The sequence below is a fragment of the Streptomyces sp. NPDC104371 genome, from assembly GCF_055583785.1.
Genome location: NZ_JBVJNF010000007.1, coordinates 12,436 through 29,686 on the forward strand (window position 1 = coordinate 12,436; position 17,251 = coordinate 29,686).

Here is a 17,251-nt window from a genome sequence, read left to right on the forward strand (position 1 = left end):
GCGACGAAGCGACTGCTGAAGAGCATTGCTTCAGAGCGAATGCTTCAGGTTACCGGCGGGGACTCCCCTTCGATCAAATCGGTGGGGCGCCGGGGGCGGACAGCGGGCCCTCACGGGGTCCGCGACGGGAAGCTTGTTGACAACGGTTTCCATCTTTGTTGAAAATGAGTGTCATGAACGTACGTCGACGCCTCATACCCGGCACCGCTCTCGCGGTGGCCACCGCGCTGGGCCTCGGGGCCCTCACTGCCTGTTCCTCCGACACGGGCGCGCACCGCAGCGGCAAGTTCGACGTCGTCGCGTCCTTCTACCCGATGGCGTTCCTCGCCGAGCAGATCGGCGGCCGGTACGTCCACGTCACCAGTCTCGCCCAGCCCGGCCAGGAGCCGCACGAGCTGGAGATCAGCGCCAGGCAGGCCGTAGGACTCGAGGAGTCCGACGCCGTGCTCTACCTCAAGGGGCTCCAGCCCTCCGTCGACGACACGGTGGCCCAGTCCGGAGTCAAGACGAAGATCGACGCCGCCTCGCTGACCACGCTGGAGGAGCACGGCACGGAGGTGGGCGGCCATGCGGCGGCCCATGACCACGACCACGAGCACTCCCGCGTCGAGGACCCCCACATCTGGCTCGACCCGGTGCGCTACGCCGAGGTCGCCCGGGGCGTCGGCAAGGCCTTCGAGAAGGCCGACCCGAAGCACGCGGACGCCTACCGGACGAACACCGACGCACTCGTCAAGAAGCTCGACGCCCTCAACACCCGGTTCGAGCAGGGACTGAAGAACACCAAGAGCAAGGTCTTCATCACCACCCACGCCGCCTTCGGCTACCTCGCCGAGCGCTACGGCCTCACCCAGGAGGCCATCAGCGGTCTGGACCCGGAGTCCGAGCCCAGCACCTCCCGCGTCCGGGACCTGGAGAAGATGGCGAAGGCCGACGGCGTCTCCACGGTCTTCTACGAGACGCTCGTCAGCGACAAGGCCGCGAAGACCGTCGCCCGGGACGCCCATCTGCGCACGGACGTCCTCGACCCGATCGAGGGCATCGTCAAGGGCCAGTCCCGCGGCCGCGACTACTTCGAGGTCATGGACGCCAACCTCGCGGCACTGCGGACCGCGCTGGGAGCCAAGTGATCGTCATGGAGGACACCATGGGAGAGTCCGTCATACGTCTGCGGGACGTACGCGCCGACCTCGGCTCGCGCCCCGTCCTGCGCGGCATCGACCTCACGGTGCGCCGCGGAGAGGTCGTCGCGCTGCTCGGCGCGAACGGCTCGGGCAAGTCGACCGCGATCCGCAGCATCATCGGCCAGGTGCCGCTGAGCGGCGGCGAGATCGAGCTGTTCGGCACACCACGGCGCCGCTTCCGTGACTGGCGGCGCGTGGGGTACGTACCGCAGCGCACGACCGCGGCGGGCGGCGTGCCCGCCACGGTGACCGAGGTCGTCTCCACCGGCCGCCTCTCGCGCGCCCGCTTCGGCGTGCTGCGCAAGGCCGACCACGACGCCGTCCGCGCGGCCCTGGAGCAGGTCGGGATGGCCGACCGGGCCAAGGACTCGGTGAGCGCCCTGTCCGGCGGCCAGCACCAGCGGGTGCTGATCGCCCGCGCGCTCGCCTCCGAACCCGAACTGCTGATCATGGACGAGCCGATGGCGGGCGTCGACCTGGCGAGCCAGGAGATCCTCGCGGCGACGCTGCGGGGCCAGGTGGCGGCCGGGGTGACCGTCCTGCTGGTGCTGCACGAGCTGGGCCCGCTGGAGCCGCTGATCGACCGCGCGGTCGTCCTGCGCGACGGCTGCGTCCTGCACGACGGCCCGCCCCCGAAGGCCGTGGGCCAGCACGCCCTGCCCGGCCACGACCATGTCCACCCGCACGACGCCGCGGGCACCGATTCGATCCGTACGGGACTGCTGAGCTGATGGACTTCCTGAACTACGCCCTGATGCAGCGGGCCCTGCTCGCCGCCGTGCTGGTCGGCATCACCGCCCCCGCCATCGGCATCTACCTCGTCCAGCGCCGCCAGGCGCTGATGGGCGACGGCATCGGCCATGTCGCGATGACCGGCGTCGGCCTCGGCTTCCTGCTGAACACCTCCCCGGTGTGGATGGCGACGGCCGTCTCCGTCCTCGGTGCCGTACTGATGGAGCTGATCCGCTGGTACGGCAGGACGCGCGGCGACATCGCCCTCGCGATGCTCTTCTACGGCGGTATGGCCGGCGGCGTGATGTTCACCAACCTCGCGCCGGGCGGCTCGAACGCGAACCTGATGTCGTACCTGTTCGGCTCGCTGTCCACGGTGTCGCCGTCGGACGTCGTCGCGATCTGTCTGCTGGCGGCCTTCGTGGTCCTCGTCACCGTCGGTCTGCGCCGACAGCTCTTCGCGGTCAGCCAGGACGAGGAGTTCGCGCGGGTGACCGGGCTGCCGGTGCGCGCGCTGAACCTGCTGACGGCGGTCACCGCGGCGGTGACCGTGACGGTCGCGATGCGGGTGGTCGGTCTGCTGCTGGTGTCCGCCCTGATGGTGGTCCCGGTGGCGGCGGCACAGCAGCTCAGCCGCAGCTTCGCGGCCACCTTCGCGATCTCGGTCGCCCTCGGCGTGACCGTCACCCTCAGCGGCACGATCACGTCGTACTACCAGGACGTGCCGCCCGGCGCGACGATCGTGCTGATGACGATCGCCGCGTTCATCGCCCTGACCGCGCTCTCCGCACCACTGGCCCGCCGCCGCGCCCGAGCAGCCGCCGCGGCACAGGGCGACGGGGACCCGGCGGAGTGCGCGATTCCGGCCACGCGGAGTGCGGGTGACGGGATCGAAGTCTGACCATGTGCCGTGCCGGGCTGGCACAATGGCCCGGCAGGCGCATATGCAAGGAGGCAACGGTGACAACCGCCGGCCCGCCCGTACGGGGACGATCCACCCGCCAGCGTGCCGCCGTAGCGGCGGCGCTCGACGAGGTGGACGAGTTCCGCAGCGCGCAGGAACTCCATGACATGCTCAAGCACAAGGGCGACTCGGTCGGGCTCACCACGGTCTACCGCACGTTGCAGTCCCTCGCCGACGCGGGCGAGGTCGACGTCCTGCGCACCTCCGACGGTGAGTCGGTCTACCGCCGCTGCTCGACCGGCGAACACCACCACCACCTGGTCTGCCGCATGTGCGGCAAGGCGGTCGAGGTCGAGGGCCCGGCCGTGGAGAAGTGGGCCGAGACGATCGCCGCGGAGCACGGCTACGTCAACGTGGCGCACACCGTGGAGATCTTCGGCACCTGCGCGGACTGCGCGCGGGCCGCGGCCGAGGACTGAGCGGGGTCAGACGCGGGGCAGGCGGCTGTCCAGGAGGGCGCGCAGCCTGTCCGCGTCCTCCTGGCTCCGCGCACCCCGTTTGACCAGGACCAGCGCGCAGACGCCCGCCCGGTCGGGGCTGCGGAGCAGGAAGCAGTGCTCGGTCTCGGCGTAACTGCCGTAGTTGGCCCACCCCATGCGCGTATCGATGTGCGCGCTCACCACTCGCACGCCCTCGTCCGCGACGGTCACCCGCATCGGACCGTGGTGCTGGTTCGCCCGCAGCATCTGGCGGCCCGACAAGCTCGGCACGCGGGACATCAGCACCGCCCAGGCGAGGAACATCACCCCGAAGGCGAACCCCGCGGCGTCGTCGCCGTACAGGCCCAGCACCAGCAGTGCCGCCCCGAACAGCCCGGCGCACACCAGGAAGACGGGGTGGTAGAGGAAGCCGGACCGGCCCCGTTTGCGCAGCACCGCCCGCAGGGCTTCCGTCATCTCCTGCTGCTGGTACTCGTACTCCAGCACGACTTCCGCGCGCTGCCCCACAGGCTGCTCGATCACGGCCCCTCCACGGTCTTCCTCTGTGACGAGCCGTGATCGTAGGGCAGCGCTGACGGCGCGGACCAGCGAGTTACTCCCGCTCGCCCCTCAACTCGCTCTCCATGGCGAGCAGTTGCTCGTTCGGGACGGCTCCGCCGAAGCGGCGGTCGCGGGAGGCGAACTCCAGGCACGCGCGCCACAGGTCACGCCGGTCGAAGTCGGGCCACAGCACGTCCTGGAACACCATCTCGGCGTACGCGCTCTGCCAGATCAGGTAGTTGGAGGTGCGCTGCTCGCCGCTCGGCCGCAGGAACATGTCCACGTCCGGCATGTCCGGGTAGTACATGTACTTCGCGAAGGTCTTCTCCGTGACCTTCGACGGGTCGAGCCGGCCCGCCTTCACGTCCTCCGCCATGGCCTGCGCCGCGTCCGTGATCTCGGCACGGCCGCCGTAGTTCATGCAGAAGTAGAGCGTGAGCCTGTCGTTGTCCTTGGTCTGCTCCTGGGCGATCTGGAGTTCCTTGGCGACCGACTTCCACAGCTTGGGCATCCGGCCCACCCAGCGCACCCGGATCCCGAGCGCGTCGAGCTGGTCGCGGGACTTGCGGATGAAGTCGCGGTTGAAGTTCATCAGGAAGCGCACCTCGTCCGGGGAGCGCCGCCAGTTCTCGGTGGAGAAGGCGTACAGCGAGATGCTTCCCACGCCCATCTCGATCGCGCCCTGCAACACGTCCACGACGCGCTCGGCGCCGACCTTGTGCCCCTCGGTGCGCGGCAGCCCGCGCTCCTTGGCCCATCGGCCGTTCCCGTCCATGACGATCGCCACGTGCTTCGGGATCAGCTCGCCGGGGAGCTTCGGCGGACGGGCCCCGGACGGGTGCGGCTCCGGCGTGCTGTACTCGCGGCGCTGGCGCCCCAGGATCCCGCGTACGGCCATGCTCTCGTCTCCTCTTACGTGCTTACTTCTCTACGTACCGTAGCGAGCGCAGCCCGCGTTCCAGATGCCAGTGCAGATAGGCGGACACCAGCCCGCTGCCCTCCCGCACGTACCGCGGCTCGCACGCGTCCGCGGTCGCCCAGTCGCCCGTCAGCAGCGCGCCGAGCAGTTCCAGGGCCTGCGGGGAGGGTACGACGCTGCCGGGCACCCGGCAGTCGCCGCACACGGAGCCGCCGGACCCGACGGAGAAGAACCGGTTGGGGCCCGGCATGCCGCACTTCGCGCAGTCGCCGAAGCTGGGCGCGTAGCCGTTGACGGCGAGGGAGCGCAGCAGGAAGGCGTCGAGGACGAGATGCGGCGCGTGCTCACCGCGGGCGAGCGTCCGCAGCCCGCCGACGAGCAGCAGATACTGCTGGACCGCCGGTTCCCCCTCGTGGTCGGTGAACCGCTCGGCGGTCTCCAGCATGGCGGTCCCGGCGGTGTAGCGGGCGTAGTCGGTCACGATGCCGCCGCCGTAGGGGGCTATGGTCTCGCTCTGCGTGCACAGCGGCAGCCCGCGCCCCACCAGCTCGCTGCCGCGCGCGAAGAACTGCACGTCGACATGTGAGAAGGGCTCCAGCCGGGCCCCGAACTTCGACTTGGTCCGCCGCACCCCACGCGCCACGGCCCGCACCCGCCCGTGCCCACGCGTGAGCAGCGTGATGATCCGGTCCGCCTCACCCAGCTTCTGGGTGCGCAGCACGATGCCGTCGTCGCGGAACAGACTCATGGACCCCATTCTCGCCTACGCCGGCCGGACCCCGGCACGCCGCTTGTCCGGCGCAGGCATCTCGGTCACCCCCATACGCTCGGCCACCTGCGCCTGGGTGAACCCCCGCTCCTGGCGCATCTCCACCAGCCGCAACGCGGTAGATCGCCTGGTTCACGAGGACGTCGCGATGTGTGAGGAACGTGTGCGGGGCCGGATCAGTCGGACGCGGTGGCGGGTTCCGGCTCCGTGTCGGGGTCGGAGGGGTCGCTGGCCGTCCAGAGGACGTTGAAGCGGTTGATCCGCTCCTCGACGTGGTCCCGCTTCATCTTCAGCGTGGTCTTGGCCGGTACGACCCGGACGTCCGGCTCGGTCTCGTAGCACAGCTCGCCGTCGAAGATGATGAAGTCGTTCAACGGGGTGACCTGGGCGCTCGGTTCCAGCAGCGCGCGGACCGCGATCCGCGCGTCGATGCCGAACCTGCGCTGGGTCCGGCAGATCAGCTCCAGGCTCTCCGTGACGTCCTCCGGCTGCTCCACGAGGAACAGCCGCCGCACCTCCACCCGGCGCTTCTTGATCGCGTCTCCCTGCGCGGCGAGATAGCGCTTGGCGGGCTCGCTGGACCAGAAGTCCCGGTCGACATCGGTGCTGGTGGCGTAGAGCGTCCGCTTCGCGCACGTGGTGAGGTCTATCAGCCACTCGTGGTTCTCGCCCGGACAGTCCGCCGTGCCGTTGCTGAGGCTCTCCATCAGGGAGGCGAGACGCGCGATCTCCTCCTGGGCGAAGGTCTTCACGATCTCCGAGCCGTGCTCGCCGACCTGGGTGTACTTACGGGCCAGCCGGGTCACCCCGTCGGAGCGGAGCACCGAGCGGTCCACCTGGCTGAACAGCTCCGTCGCGTCGTTGATCTTGGCGAAGCGGTCGTCGACCACCGCGAGCATCTCCGCGTGGTGGCCGCCGAGGCGGTCCTTCATCTCCCGGATGCGCTTCTTCTGGCCGTCCTCCATGGCCTCCAGCCGCTCCTCGAACTCGACGAGGTACTGGATGATCAGTGCCGCGCCGCCCAGGACGACGGACACCGTGAGCTGCCAGATCTGGTTCTTGTCCTGGTCCAGGACGTTGGTCAGCACATACATGCCACCGGCGACCACGATCGTGATCAGGATTCTCTTGAGCAGCTTGGCCGCGCGGGGCTCGTCGTGGTGCATCGGCGCGGCCCGTACTTCCCCTGATGAGGATGCTCCGGTCATGTCGTCGTCCTCCCCCGTCGGGTGTTCGTGGGTGCGGTTGCCGCCGGTCAGCGCGTCGTGAGCGCTTCGTGCAGCAACGGAATGGCCTGTACGGCCAGTTGATCGCGGATGCGCTGGACCAGGGTCCGCCACTGTCGGGTGAACCCCGGCTCCCGTTCCAGCACATCCCACAGGTGGCCCAGGTCCTGGTCCACATGCGCGCGTGGCATCCACAGATGCAGCAGATGGTCGACGGCCGGGCGCAGTGCCAGCACGGCCGCGGGGCCGTCGGCCGCGCCGAGCCTGCTGTTGTCCAGCATGTGCACGACGGTCGTCAACAGCCAGTCGTGCAGGGCGAGATCCTCGCACAGGCCCGCCGCCGCCGCGGCCGGGATGTGCTCCGGGAGCCGCAGCGAGACCGTACGCAGTCCGTCCTCGGCCAGGGTGAAGCGCTCCAGGGACGGCCCCTCGCCCTCGGGGGCGCGCCGCGCGGCCCACCGCAGGTGTGTGCGGCGGGACTTGAAGGGCGCCTTGTGATCGAGCAGGGGATGGCGCACCAATTGGGCGAGCAGGCCCTCGGCGATCATCCCGAGGTCCAGTTCGCCACGCCCGCTCCCGCGCAACACGCCCTCGGCGGTGGCCTGTTCGGGGAGCTTCCCGAAGGGTTCCACGAGGCCGGGCCGGACCAGGTAGTGGCCCCAGGGCCGACGCAGGTCGGGTCCGTCGGCCGGGGCGCTGAAGTAGGCCGTGGCCTGGAGGACGCGGCCCTCGGTGAGCGCGGCGCGGGCGGCCACCGTGCCGACGGCGCGCACCTTGGCGCCGTTGGAGGTGGGCAGCCGGCAGTCCACTCCGGTGAGGACGTCGGGCGAGAGCGCGTAGAGGTTGGGGCGTTCGGAGACCCGGACCCGTTCGTCCGCGCGCAGCCGCAGCAGTTGGGCCGCCGCCCGGCCGTCCAGCGCCTGGAAGGAGGGCAGCAGGCCGGTGCGCACCTCGCCGCAGGCCAGGACCGAGGGTGCCACCGGTGGGAGGGCTCCCATCTCAGCTCGCCTCGCGGGCGGAGTCGCGGGCGGGCTCCTCGTAGAACACGTACGTGGCACGCTGCGCGACCGCGGCCGGGACCGCGACCCCTTCGCGGGCGGACCGCTCGGCGACCTGCCGCAGGGCACCCGCGTCGACGTCCACCTGGTCGAGGACGAGCCGGACGGCGTCCTCGACGGCCAGGAAGCGGTTGGCCATCATCGTGCACGTGCGGTACGCGTTGAACGGCGCCGCGGTGGCGTTCAGCCGGAGCAGGGGCGGCAGTTGGTCCCAGTCGTGGGGGAAGTCGCCGCCGGTCCAGGGGCGCGGGGCCAGCACGGGTTCGCCGAGGTGGCGCAGCAGGCCGAGGCGGGCCAACTGCCAGACGGCGGCGAGGAACGGGCAGGACCACAGGCGCTGTCCGTCCTTGTCCGACCACAGCTCGACGTCCATGAACACCGAGTGGTTGCGGGCCGCGGTCTCCTGGGGCGGCTGCCAGCCCTTGGCCTCGCTCAGGGCGGGGCGCAGGGCGGGCGTGCGCTGTCCGTTGGGGAGCCAGCCGGTCCGGCTGACCGGTGGGCGGGAGCCGTAGCTGCCCGGCGGCGGCGACTCCACGAGGCGGTGCATCACGGCCTCGGCCAGCTCGATCTTGTCGGCGACGGCGCAGCCCGACTCGCGGGCCAGGTAGTCGATGACGAGACCGGCCCGCTCGGCTTCCGCAAGGACGATCGGGATGAGTTCGGCGGGGGTGGAGAAGCGGGTGAAGTAGTCGTCGATGAGGAAGCAGGTGCTGATCCGGGGCCGCTTGCCGCCGATCCGGCGGGCGGCGGCGGCGCGGGCGGCGTCCACCCAGATGCGCACCTCGGCGAAGTGCTCGCGCAGCCGCTCGGGGCCGGCCTCGAAGTCCTCCATGTAGAGGTGGCCCAGCTCCAGGGAGAGATGGGACAGCGGCACGGCCTGGGTGCGTGGCTCAGCGGTGGTCTCACGGAACACGGCGTCCGTCACGGCTGCTCCCAGAACTTGTCGTCGGTGAGCCGCCCGGCCAGGTCGCTCAGCGCCTCCCAGGTCTCCCGGCCCGCGATCTGGCTGTCGAGCACGTCCTCGTCGGTGATGAGCTGCTCACGCCACTGGAGAACGGGCTCCAGGGGCACGGAACCGAGGACCAGGCTGTAGCCGATGCCCTGGGTGGAGGCGAGTTGCTTGAGGTCGCGGTCGCACTCGCGCATCCAGGCCGACTGGGTGGGCGACACCTGTGACCACAGCGCGGACTCGGGGTCGGGTACGGCGGCCCGGACGAAGCGGATGACGCCGCGCAGGGCCTCCTCGTCATGGCCGCGGGCCACGCCGCCCGCGACGATGCCGCGCTTGCCGAAGACCAGGCTCGCCGCGGCCGAGACATGCTGGCGGGTCCAGCGGTGGAAGACGAGCCAGCGGGCCTCGGCCCCGCTCAGCTCCCGCTGGGAGGTGGCCTCCAGGACCATGTCGACGGCGTAGCTGCGACCGGCGCTGAGGTCGACGATGATCAGGTCGAACTCGCTGTTGAGCCGGAGCAGGAGGTCCACACAGCGGCGGAGGTTGTCGTCGGTGGTGGCGAACTCGCCGCCGCTGACGTCGCCGGGCATCAGCACCAGCCGGCCCGAGCCCGGCGGCCGGGTACGCAGCACCCGGTGCTCGGTCTCCGACCAGACGTCGATCCGGGCCGGTTCGGCGACCTCGCCGATCAGATACGCGTGCAGGCCCCGCTCCTCGGCGGCCTGGCGGGCGTCGGGCACGTCGAAGACGGCAGCCGCGGTGGGCGAGCCGAAGTCGAAGTCCAGATAGCAGACGTCGTCACCGGCCAGTGCCCGGTGGTAGGCGAGGTTGGCGCTGGTCACGGACCGGCCCGTGCCTCCCTTGTCGGAGGCCGCGAAGACGAGCACGCTCACGCTCCCTGGGTCGCGGCTTCACGGGCACGGGCGAGGGCGTCGAGTTCACCGAGCACGTCGAGCGTCAGCGCACAGGCCGTGCCCGGCTTCTCGTCCACGAGTCTGCGCGCGCGGCTCAACTTGATCTCGATACTCCTGAGTTCCATGCCGCGCCTGCCCTCGGCGGACGGCGCGGGCTCCATCTGCTCGTTGCCGAGGATGTGCGCGGACTCACTGAGCAACGCCCGTGCGACCTCGGCCAGTTCGGCACTGCGGATCGGCGGCTGTCGGTACATCTCATGGACCTGGACCATCACCTCGGTGACCCGCTCGGTGATGCTCCAGGAGATCGGGCTCTCCAGGGTGGGCGACTCGGGGTAGGCCGCGTGGACGTTGTCCCACAGCCCGATGCCCTCTCCGTCGCGGATACGCCGCCGCCACATATGGCCGAAGATGCTCTCGGCGAGCCTGAGCAGCCGGTCGTGCGCGCTGAGGTTGCGGGAGAGCGTGCCCAACTGGATGGTCCGCTTGAGCAGTTGGGCGGAGAAGTCGTTCATGATCCACTGCATGGGCGGCCCGATGCGCTCACTGCCCTGCAACGGCAGCCTGATGCCGGGGTTGTGCAGCTGGACCATGGGGTCGTCGCGCATCAGACGGCTGGTGATACGGCCGCGTTCGGCGAGGCGCTCCATGACGCTGACGGTGCGGGTCAGGTCGTCGTCGGTGGCGCGGCGCCGCATCAGGTCGTGGACGAGGATGGCGGCGATGGAGAGGGAGAAGTACTCGGACTCCAGCTTCTGGCCCGTGGTGCGCCAGGGGATGTCCTCCAGGGGCCAGCGATTGGAGTCGAAGCGGGCGATGCCCGACCAGTACTGCTGGGTGATCTCCCAGCGCAGTCGCAACGCCTCGGCGAGCCGCTGCTGTTCGGGGGTCAGCAGGCCGAGGGTGAGCGTGCGGTCGGAGAACAGGTCCTGGATACCGTCGAGGGCGACCACGGTGAAGTAGAGGTACGGCACCGGGTTGGCGACCCCGTCGGGCTGCCCGATCTGTTCCTCGATCTCCACCTCGGGCGCGTCCTTCACCAGACTCCAGGCCCAGCCGCACTCGAAGAGCTGGTTCTCGTCCTTGAGGCCCTCCTCGACATCGACACCGAGGGACATGCTCTCGACGATGGCGGCGCGCAGCGCCCGGAAGCGGCGCTGGAAGTTCTGCACCACATGCCGGGGCGACAGCCGTCCCTGGCCGAGGAGTTCGCACAGCGTGCTGCCCTGGGAGGAGTCGACGTCGAAGACGTTGACCGTGAACGAGCGCAGCAGGCAGACCATGGCGGCGGTCAGGCGCTTGCTGGTGGCGGAGCGCAGTTCCTGGATCGTCTCCAGGATGTCGCTGCGGCGGGTCTTGGTCTCGTAGACCTTGAGGAAGCCGAGGGTGGCCAGGCAGAGCGTGATCGACAGCGAGTACGACTCGACGACGCCGACCTGACGCTGTTGCTCGCTGAGGTCGTGGCCGTCGTCCGCGGACACGAAGTAGTGACCGCCCGCGAACGTCGGTGACTTGTTCTCGCCGGTGTGCGCGCGCATGAACTGGGCGGCGGCGGTGACGAGGTTCGCGGGGATGTCCAGCCGCCCGCCCGCCTTCTTCAGCACCTTCTGGACGTCGTCCTGTGTGGTGTCCGGGTCGTCCAGGCGGAAGGCCGGGATCTCGGTGGCCGGATAGAGCAGGCACAGCAGGCGTTCGGCGTCGGCGACGCTGCTCTGGCCGCCCCGCTTGCCCCAGTCCCACTCACCGCCGTCGAACGACTGGCGGGCGATCGCCTGCCAGATGTCCAGCAGATGCTGGCGTGGCTTGATCTGCATCCATGCCCCTCACACAGGCCGCGCTGCCATCACTTGGGGAAGAATCCCCTATCTGCCCCGACGGGGAAGCCCTCAACCCCCCTGAATACGGAAGTTCGAATTCCGGTGGCCATAGGCGACGATCATTCCCGAATACCCTTCGCGTACCGCGGCCGAGGCCTTGAGGCGCGTGGTCGTGAACTCGTCGGCGAAAGGGGCGAGGCTCTCGTACACCTCTGATTCTCCCACGTCGCACGCCGGGAAGAAATGCTTGCCCGCGTGATAGCCCTTTGAATGTTCCATGAACGCGGCGGCGAAGGGCGCGCCGGGCGCGAGGGCGCGCAGGAAGCACTCGACGCCGCGGGTGAACTCCTCGCGGGAGGTGGTCATCGACTCCGCGACGAAGAACATGGTCCCCATGGACCACTTCCCCTCGTGGGCCACCAGGTCGAAGAGGTTGTCCTCCTCGACGCGAACTGCCGTACGGAACTTGGTGCGTGGGTCCATGTCGAGGGCGGCGTACACCTCGCTCTTGCACAGGACGCGCCAGAACTGGTCCCAGTTGGCGTCGTAGGAGGCGACCTGGCTCTTCAGATAGCGCACATTCGCGGAAGAGCGCTCGAAGAGGGTGATCTCGTCGCACCAGGGCAGCATGGCGAGGCCGGGATAGAGGTTCGCCCCGGCCCCCACGTCGATACCCGAAACCGGCCCGTCGGTACGACCGGCGAAATGACCGCCGAAATGATCGCGAAGGATCTGGAGGATCTCCGCGTCCTCTGCCTGCAAGTCACGGTAATTGTGATCGACGTAGGCGATCGGGTCGAATGCGGACCAGCGCACATCCGCATTCAGCAGGGCGTCCCCCGGCCATCTGATGGTCATTGGCTTACGGTACCAACGCCCGCGACCTGCGGCTCCCCTTCTCGCTCAGCTCAAAGGGGACATTCGCATCGCAGGAAGCGCGCGGGAAGCACGCGGGGGCTCATCGCAGCGCATGGCCATTTGGGCCTGTTACCGCCTTGAACGGCTCAGATCGACCCTCTCAAGATGGTCGTGAGACTGCCGGACAACCCATCCGGCAGTCCCCGCGCATCCCGTCCGTATCACCCGTACGGGGCGGCAGGTGCGCCCTCGACTTCACCCGCAGGGGGGCGGCATGACCGTGTTTCCAGAGGAGCGTTTCCCGTCACGAGGCGATCCGGGCGGCCCGGCGCTCTTTCGTGACCAGGCGTTCGTCGACCGGCCGCTGACGATGAGGGGGGTCACGGAGGCCGATCTGCCCGAACTGGTCCGGGTCGACCAGGAGGCGTTCCCGGAGGACCCCTACCCCTACTTCGTGCTGCGGCAGTTGTTCGATCTGCACGGCGACAGCCTGCTCGTCCTGGACGACGGGGAGCGGCTGCACGGGTACGTCCTGTTCGTCACCACCCCGGACCGCTACCGCAGTTGGATCGCCAGCCTGGGTGTCACCCGCGACCAGCGGGGGCGGGGGCTGGGGCGGCGGCTGATGCTGGAGGTGCTGCGCAGGCTGCGCGCCGAGCGGGTCCGTGAGGCCCGGCTGACGGTGGAGCCGACGAACGCCGCCGCGATCACGCTGTACCGGTCGCTGGGCTTCTCCTCCGACGAGGGCGTGCGCCCGGACTACTTCGGGGCGGGCGAGGACCGGCTCATCATGACGCTCGGTCTGTGAGGCGCATCGGCCGCGCATCCGAAGTCGCCCGCGTCACGAGGGAGTTCGGGCCGCCGCGAGCAGCCGGGCGACGTCGTCCGAGCAGATCGTCAGGGCGGCGCCCACGGTCGCGAGGACATCGCGCTCGGCGAGGCTGTAGGGGCCGTCGGCGAGAGCGATGCGGGCACCCTGGAGCAGGATCGACTCCCGGCCGGGCGGGGCGAGATGGGGGGCCAGGGGGTCCAGGGCCTCATGCAGCTCTATGGCGAGTCCCGCGCCGCCGGGTTCGCACAGGACACGGCCCGTGTCGGCGGCCAACGCCTCGACCAGGGCGTGCAGTTGGTCGCCCGTGCAGTCGTCGAAGCCCGCAGAGCGGACGGCGGTCGCGGCCGTCTCCAGCGCCGTACGGGAGCATGTGCCGCCCGCGGCGAGGACGGCGAGGGCGACCGTGTGGACCGCGTCGCGGAGCATCGCCGAGAAGCGGGTGGTGGTGGGGTGGTCGAGGACGTCCGTGCCGAAGTGGTGGCCGCAGGCGGCGCATTCGATCACCGGGCCGGTCTCGCCGCGCGGGAGGAGCGGGACGCCCGCGAAGGTGAGGCGGCGACGTCCGGTCAGGCGCTGGTAGTTGCGGTCACCGCCGCAGCCGGGGCAGAAGAACTCGCCGTCGCCGGTGGTGGTCCACGCCGTACGGACGCCCAGGACCTGCGAAACGCGACCTCTGTGGGCACCACGGTCGTTGCGTCCCCGTCCTGGCAGCACGTCGCACCTCCGTATCGCAGCGGCAACCTCGCCGTTGCTTGCGTGATGTTAGCCACATCGGTGAGGTGGCGTCAGCACTCCGGACGAGACCTCTCCGTGACATCGGCCGAAATGGCCGGTCCATGACGCGGCCCCGCCCGCCGGGTGCGGCGGACGGGGCCGTGAACGTGCCGGTCAGGGCGTCAGCGGGCGGCGCGGTTGACCGCGGAGACGACCGCCTTCAGCGACGCACGTGTCGTATTCGCGTCGATGCCGATGCCCCACAGCACCTGTCCGTCGATCGCGCACTCGATGTACGAGGCGGCCTGCGCGGAGGCGCCCTCGCTCATCGTGTGCTCCTGGTAGTCCAGCAGGCGTACGTCGACGCCGATGGAGTGCAGGGCGTCGAAGAACGCCGAGATCGGACCGTTGCCGGAGCCGGTCAGGGTGGTGTCCGCGCCGTCGACCGTGGCCGCGACGGTGAGGGTGTCGACACCGTCCTTGCCGGTGGTGGTCTGCCCCTCCTTGACCTGGATACGGCCCCAGGCGTTGTCGGGGTTCGGCAGGTACTCGTCCTGGAAGACCGCCCAGATCGCCTGCGGCGTGATCTCGCCGCCCTCGGCGTCCGTCTTGCCCTGGATGATCTTCGAGAACTCGATCTGCATCCGGCGCGGCAGGTCCAGCTTGTGGTCGTTCTTCAGGACGTAGGCGACACCGCCCTTGCCGGACTGCGAGTTGACGCGGATGACCGCCTCGTAGGAGCGGCCGACGTCCTTCGGGTCGATCGGCAGATACGGCACCGCCCACTCGATCTCGTCGACCGTGCGCCCCTGGGCCTTCGCGTCGGCCTCCATGGCGTCGAAGCCCTTCTTGATGGCGTCCTGGTGGGAGCCGGAGAAGGAGGTGTAGACGAGGTCCCCGATGTAGGGGTGGCGCGGGTGGACCTCCATCTGGTTGCAGTACTCCCACGTCCGGCGGATCTCGTCGATACGGGAGAAGTCGATCTGCGGGTCGACGCCCTGGGAGAAGAGGTTCATGCCCAGGGTGACCAGGTCGACGTTGCCGGTGCGCTCGCCCTGGCCGAACAGGCAGCCCTCGACCCGGTCGGCGCCGCCCAGCACGGCCATCTCGGCGGCGGCGACGGCCGTGCCGCGGTCGTTGTGCGGATGGGCCGACAGACAGACGTACTCACGGCGCGAGACGTGACGGTGCATCCACTCGAAGCGGTCCGCGTAGGTGGAGGGGGCCGAACGCTCCACGGTGGCGGGCAGGTTGAGGATGATCTCGCGGTCCGGGCCGGGCTGCCAGACGTCGATGACCGACTCGCAGACCTCCAGCGCGAAGTCCAGCTCGGTGTCGGTGAAGATCTCGGGGCTGTACTGGTAGCCGAACTCGGTCTCGGCGCCCAGCAGTCTGTCCGCGTACTCCATCACCAGCCGGGTGCCGTCGACCGCGATCTGCTTGATGTCGTCCTTCGAACCGCGGAAGACGACCCGGCGGAAGACGGGGGCGGTGGCGTTGTACAGATGGACGGTCGCGCGGCGCGCGCCCTTCAGGGACTCCACGGTCCGCTCGATCAGGTCCTCACGGGCCTGGGTCAGTACGGAGATCGTCACGTCGTCGGGGATCGCGCTCTCGTCCTCGATGATCGAGCGCACGAACTCGAAGTCGGTCTGGCCGGAGGCCGGGAAGCCGATCTCGATCTCCTTGTAGCCCATGGCGACCAGCAGGTCGAACATCGCCCGCTTGCGCGCCGGGGACATGGGGTCGATCAGGGCCTGGTTGCCGTCACGCAGGTCCGTGGAGAGCCAGCGGGGAGCCTTCGTGATGCGCCGGTCCGGCCAGGTGCGGTCGGGGATCTCGACCATCTCGTACGGACGGTACTTGTGGATCGGCATGGAGGTGGGCTGCTGACGGTTCGCCATGATGCGAGGGCTCCTCAGGGTGTCCGGAAGGACGGCCGACGACGCAACGCCAAGCTCCGCGGGGAGGGAGTCGGCCTCGACTACAGGCCCTCGCCGCGGCAGCTAAGAAGGAGCAGCCCGAAACGCATGATGCTCCGCATGCTAGCCGAGCCGCACCCGATGCGAAGTTGCGTATCAGTATGCGGGACTGGGGCGACATCGCGGACAAATGGTGCGCAGCATCACAGCTACTCGGCGGGACACACGTGCCCGGTGGGACACAGACAGAACACAAGCCTCTTTGGGGCGACTTGCCACCAATAGCAGTAGCGAGTAGTGACATGTCCGTCACGCAATGCGATGGTGCAGTGCATGAACAGCACCACGGGCCTCGACCCCGTCTTCTGCACCGTCGTGCCACCCCACGTACTCGACAAGCTCGCCCAGCACGAGGACAGCGCGCTCGCCGGTCCCGCCCGCCGCACGCTGGAGCGCGACGCCCTGGAGCGCTCCCGCCGGCTGCTCGCCACGACCCAGGGCGCCCCCGCCGTGGCCCGGCCCCGGGAGGCGGCGGCCGGGCGGCCGCACCGCACCGTCTACGACGCGGGCCACCAGCAGGTCCTGCCCGGCAAGAAGGTCCGCGCCGAGGGCTCCGCGCCCGGCAAGGACGCCTCGGTCAACCGCGCCTACACGGGGCTCGGCGCCACCTTCGACCTGTACCGGAAGGTGTACGGCCGCGACTCCATCGACGGCAGCGGACGGCCGCTGGACGCGAGCGTCCACTACGGCGAGAAGTACGACAACGCCTTCTGGAACGGCGAGCAGATGGTGTTCGGCGACGGGGACGGGGAGATCTTCCTCGACTTCACCCTCCCGGTGGACGTCATCGGCCATGAGCTCACCCATGGCGTCACCCAGCACACCGCGAACCTCGCCTACTCCGGCCAGTCGGGCGCCCTCAACGAGTCGGTCTCGGATGTCTTCGGCTCGCTGATCAAGCAGCACACCCTCGGCCAGACCGCCGCCGAGGCCGACTGGCTGATCGGCGCCGGGCTGCTCGCCCCGCGCGTCCACGGCACGGCGCTGCGCTCGCTGAAGGCGCCGGGCACGGCCTACGACGACCCGACGCTCGGCAAGGACCCCCAGCCCGCCACGATGGCCGACTTCGTGAAGACCACCAAGGACGAAGGCGGCGTGCACATCAACTCCGGTATCCCCAACCACGCGTTCTACCTGCTCGCGGTCGAACTCGGCGGCCACGCCTGGGAACGGGCCGGGCAGATCTGGTACGACGTGCTGACCGGCGGGCAGTTGAAGGCGCAGGCCACCTTCGCGGACTTCGCGAAGCTGACGGTGGCGGCGGCCACGGCCCGCTATCACGAGGGCGAGGAGAAGGAGGCCGTCCTCAAGGCGTGGGAGGAGGTCGGGGTGCCGACCTCGTAGCCGCGG

At 69.8% G+C, this 17,251-nt stretch carries 17 protein-coding genes; 6 read left to right on the forward strand and 11 right to left on the reverse strand.

The annotated features are described in order from the left end of the window. Positions 1–173 precede the first annotated feature (173 nt). From ACZ60T_RS21865 to ACZ60T_RS21880, 4 genes are read left to right on the forward strand one after another with little or no spacing between them, the layout of a single operon-like run. Entirely contained in the window at positions 174–1,130 is a 957-nt protein-coding gene (locus tag ACZ60T_RS21865; RefSeq protein ID WP_469667387.1) for a metal ABC transporter substrate-binding protein, read from the forward strand. Between the two features lie 17 nt (positions 1,131–1,147). After that, positions 1,148–1,915: a metal ABC transporter ATP-binding protein gene (locus tag ACZ60T_RS21870; RefSeq protein WP_365619385.1), complete on the forward strand. Its 768-nt coding sequence runs from the start codon at positions 1,148–1,150 to the stop codon at positions 1,913–1,915. Next, the gene (locus ACZ60T_RS21875; RefSeq protein ID WP_365619382.1) at positions 1,915–2,817 is read left to right on the forward strand and encodes a metal ABC transporter permease; all 903 of its coding nucleotides are present in this window, start codon (positions 1,915–1,917) and stop codon (positions 2,815–2,817) included. The genes ACZ60T_RS21870 and ACZ60T_RS21875 overlap by 1 nt, the downstream gene beginning before the upstream one ends. A 59-nt stretch (positions 2,818–2,876) precedes the next feature. Then, complete coding sequence (locus ACZ60T_RS21880; RefSeq protein WP_365619379.1) at positions 2,877–3,299, forward strand: Fur family transcriptional regulator; 423 nt, start codon at positions 2,877–2,879, stop codon at positions 3,297–3,299. Between the two features lie 6 nt (positions 3,300–3,305). Here ACZ60T_RS21880 and ACZ60T_RS21885 read toward each other — a convergent pair whose 3' ends face one another. The 9 genes from ACZ60T_RS21885 to ACZ60T_RS21925 all read right to left on the reverse strand — a co-directional run bounded on the left by ACZ60T_RS21885 (position 3,306) and on the right by ACZ60T_RS21925 (position 12,373). Next, positions 3,306–3,842, reverse strand: a complete 537-nt coding sequence (locus ACZ60T_RS21885; protein ID WP_365619376.1) for a YcxB family protein — start codon at positions 3,840–3,842, stop codon at positions 3,306–3,308. A 70-nt stretch (positions 3,843–3,912) separates the two neighbouring features. Then, positions 3,913–4,758 (reverse strand): isoprenyl transferase, encoded by an 846-nt coding sequence (locus ACZ60T_RS21890; RefSeq protein WP_365619373.1) that lies wholly within the window; start codon positions 4,756–4,758, stop codon positions 3,913–3,915. A 22-nt stretch (positions 4,759–4,780) separates the two neighbouring features. Continuing rightward, positions 4,781–5,527 carry a DNA repair protein RecO gene (recO, locus tag ACZ60T_RS21895; RefSeq protein ID WP_252421651.1) on the reverse strand — a complete coding sequence of 249 codons (747 nt, stop codon included), beginning with the start codon at positions 5,525–5,527 and terminating at the stop codon, positions 4,781–4,783. 197 nt (positions 5,528–5,724) lie between these two features. Then, a complete protein-coding gene (locus tag ACZ60T_RS21900) occupies positions 5,725–6,756 on the reverse strand; it encodes a DUF6879 family protein (RefSeq protein WP_469667389.1) in 1,032 nt (343 codons plus the stop codon). A gap of 47 nt (positions 6,757–6,803) precedes the next feature. Beyond that, entirely contained in the window at positions 6,804–7,772 is a 969-nt protein-coding gene (locus ACZ60T_RS21905) for an SCO2521 family protein (RefSeq protein ID WP_469667390.1), read from the reverse strand. A 1-nt stretch (position 7,773) separates the two neighbouring features. Next, on the reverse strand, positions 7,774–8,757 hold the full coding sequence (locus tag ACZ60T_RS21910) for an SCO2522 family protein (protein WP_469667391.1): 984 nt from the start codon (positions 8,755–8,757) through the stop codon (positions 7,774–7,776). Beyond that, positions 8,754–9,671: an SCO2523 family variant P-loop protein gene (locus ACZ60T_RS21915; RefSeq protein WP_469667694.1), complete on the reverse strand. Its 918-nt coding sequence runs from the start codon at positions 9,669–9,671 to the stop codon at positions 8,754–8,756. The genes ACZ60T_RS21910 and ACZ60T_RS21915 overlap by 4 nt, the downstream gene beginning before the upstream one ends. Before the next feature lie 2 nt (positions 9,672–9,673). Further along, positions 9,674–11,512: an SCO2524 family protein gene (locus tag ACZ60T_RS21920; RefSeq protein WP_469667392.1), complete on the reverse strand. Its 1,839-nt coding sequence runs from the start codon at positions 11,510–11,512 to the stop codon at positions 9,674–9,676. A gap of 72 nt (positions 11,513–11,584) precedes the next feature. Continuing rightward, the gene (locus ACZ60T_RS21925; RefSeq protein ID WP_469667393.1) at positions 11,585–12,373 is read right to left on the reverse strand and encodes an SCO2525 family SAM-dependent methyltransferase; all 789 of its coding nucleotides are present in this window, start codon (positions 12,371–12,373) and stop codon (positions 11,585–11,587) included. Positions 12,374–12,647: 274 nt separating this feature from the next. Here ACZ60T_RS21925 and ACZ60T_RS21930 point away from each other — a divergent pair, with 274 nt between their 5' ends. Continuing rightward, on the forward strand, positions 12,648–13,181 hold the full coding sequence (locus ACZ60T_RS21930) for a GNAT family N-acetyltransferase (RefSeq protein ID WP_365619355.1): 534 nt from the start codon (positions 12,648–12,650) through the stop codon (positions 13,179–13,181). A 33-nt stretch (positions 13,182–13,214) separates the two neighbouring features. On the opposite strand, the gene ACZ60T_RS21935 is transcribed toward ACZ60T_RS21930, so the two are convergent. Together ACZ60T_RS21935 and leuA are read right to left on the reverse strand one after the other, a co-directional pair. Next, entirely contained in the window at positions 13,215–13,919 is a 705-nt protein-coding gene (locus tag ACZ60T_RS21935) for a TerB family tellurite resistance protein (protein ID WP_365619352.1), read from the reverse strand. A 182-nt stretch (positions 13,920–14,101) separates the two neighbouring features. Beyond that, on the reverse strand, positions 14,102–15,823 hold the full coding sequence (gene leuA, locus ACZ60T_RS21940; RefSeq protein WP_469667395.1) for a 2-isopropylmalate synthase: 1,722 nt from the start codon (positions 15,821–15,823) through the stop codon (positions 14,102–14,104). A 351-nt stretch (positions 15,824–16,174) separates the two neighbouring features. On the opposite strand from leuA, the gene ACZ60T_RS21945 reads away from it, so the two are divergent. Beyond that, entirely contained in the window at positions 16,175–17,245 is a 1,071-nt protein-coding gene (locus ACZ60T_RS21945) for a M4 family metallopeptidase (protein WP_469667396.1), read from the forward strand. Positions 17,246–17,251 lie beyond the last annotated feature (6 nt).

Bases quoted from the DNA above. Each gene is read 5' to 3' on its own strand.
- ACZ60T_RS21865 (WP_469667387.1), top strand. From the start codon at position 174: ATGAACGTACGTCGACGCCTCATACCCGGCACCGCTCTCGCGGTGGCC.
- ACZ60T_RS21870 (WP_365619385.1), top strand. From the start codon at position 1,148: ATGGGAGAGTCCGTCATACGTCTGCGGGACGTACGCGCCGACCTCGGC.
- ACZ60T_RS21875 (WP_365619382.1), top strand. From the start codon at position 1,915: ATGGACTTCCTGAACTACGCCCTGATGCAGCGGGCCCTGCTCGCCGCC.
- ACZ60T_RS21890 (WP_365619373.1), bottom strand. From the start codon at position 4,758: ATGGCCGTACGCGGGATCCTGGGGCGCCAGCGCCGCGAGTACAGCACG.
- recO (WP_252421651.1), bottom strand. From the start codon at position 5,527: ATGAGTCTGTTCCGCGACGACGGCATCGTGCTGCGCACCCAGAAGCTG.
- ACZ60T_RS21900 (WP_469667389.1), bottom strand. From the start codon at position 6,756: ATGACCGGAGCATCCTCATCAGGGGAAGTACGGGCCGCGCCGATGCAC.
- ACZ60T_RS21905 (WP_469667390.1), bottom strand. From the start codon at position 7,772: ATGGGAGCCCTCCCACCGGTGGCACCCTCGGTCCTGGCCTGCGGCGAG.
- ACZ60T_RS21920 (WP_469667392.1), bottom strand. From the start codon at position 11,512: ATGCAGATCAAGCCACGCCAGCATCTGCTGGACATCTGGCAGGCGATC.
- ACZ60T_RS21925 (WP_469667393.1), bottom strand. From the start codon at position 12,373: ATGACCATCAGATGGCCGGGGGACGCCCTGCTGAATGCGGATGTGCGC.
- ACZ60T_RS21930 (WP_365619355.1), top strand. From the start codon at position 12,648: ATGACCGTGTTTCCAGAGGAGCGTTTCCCGTCACGAGGCGATCCGGGC.
- leuA (WP_469667395.1), bottom strand. From the start codon at position 15,823: ATGGCGAACCGTCAGCAGCCCACCTCCATGCCGATCCACAAGTACCGT.
- ACZ60T_RS21945 (WP_469667396.1), top strand. From the start codon at position 16,175: ATGAACAGCACCACGGGCCTCGACCCCGTCTTCTGCACCGTCGTGCCA.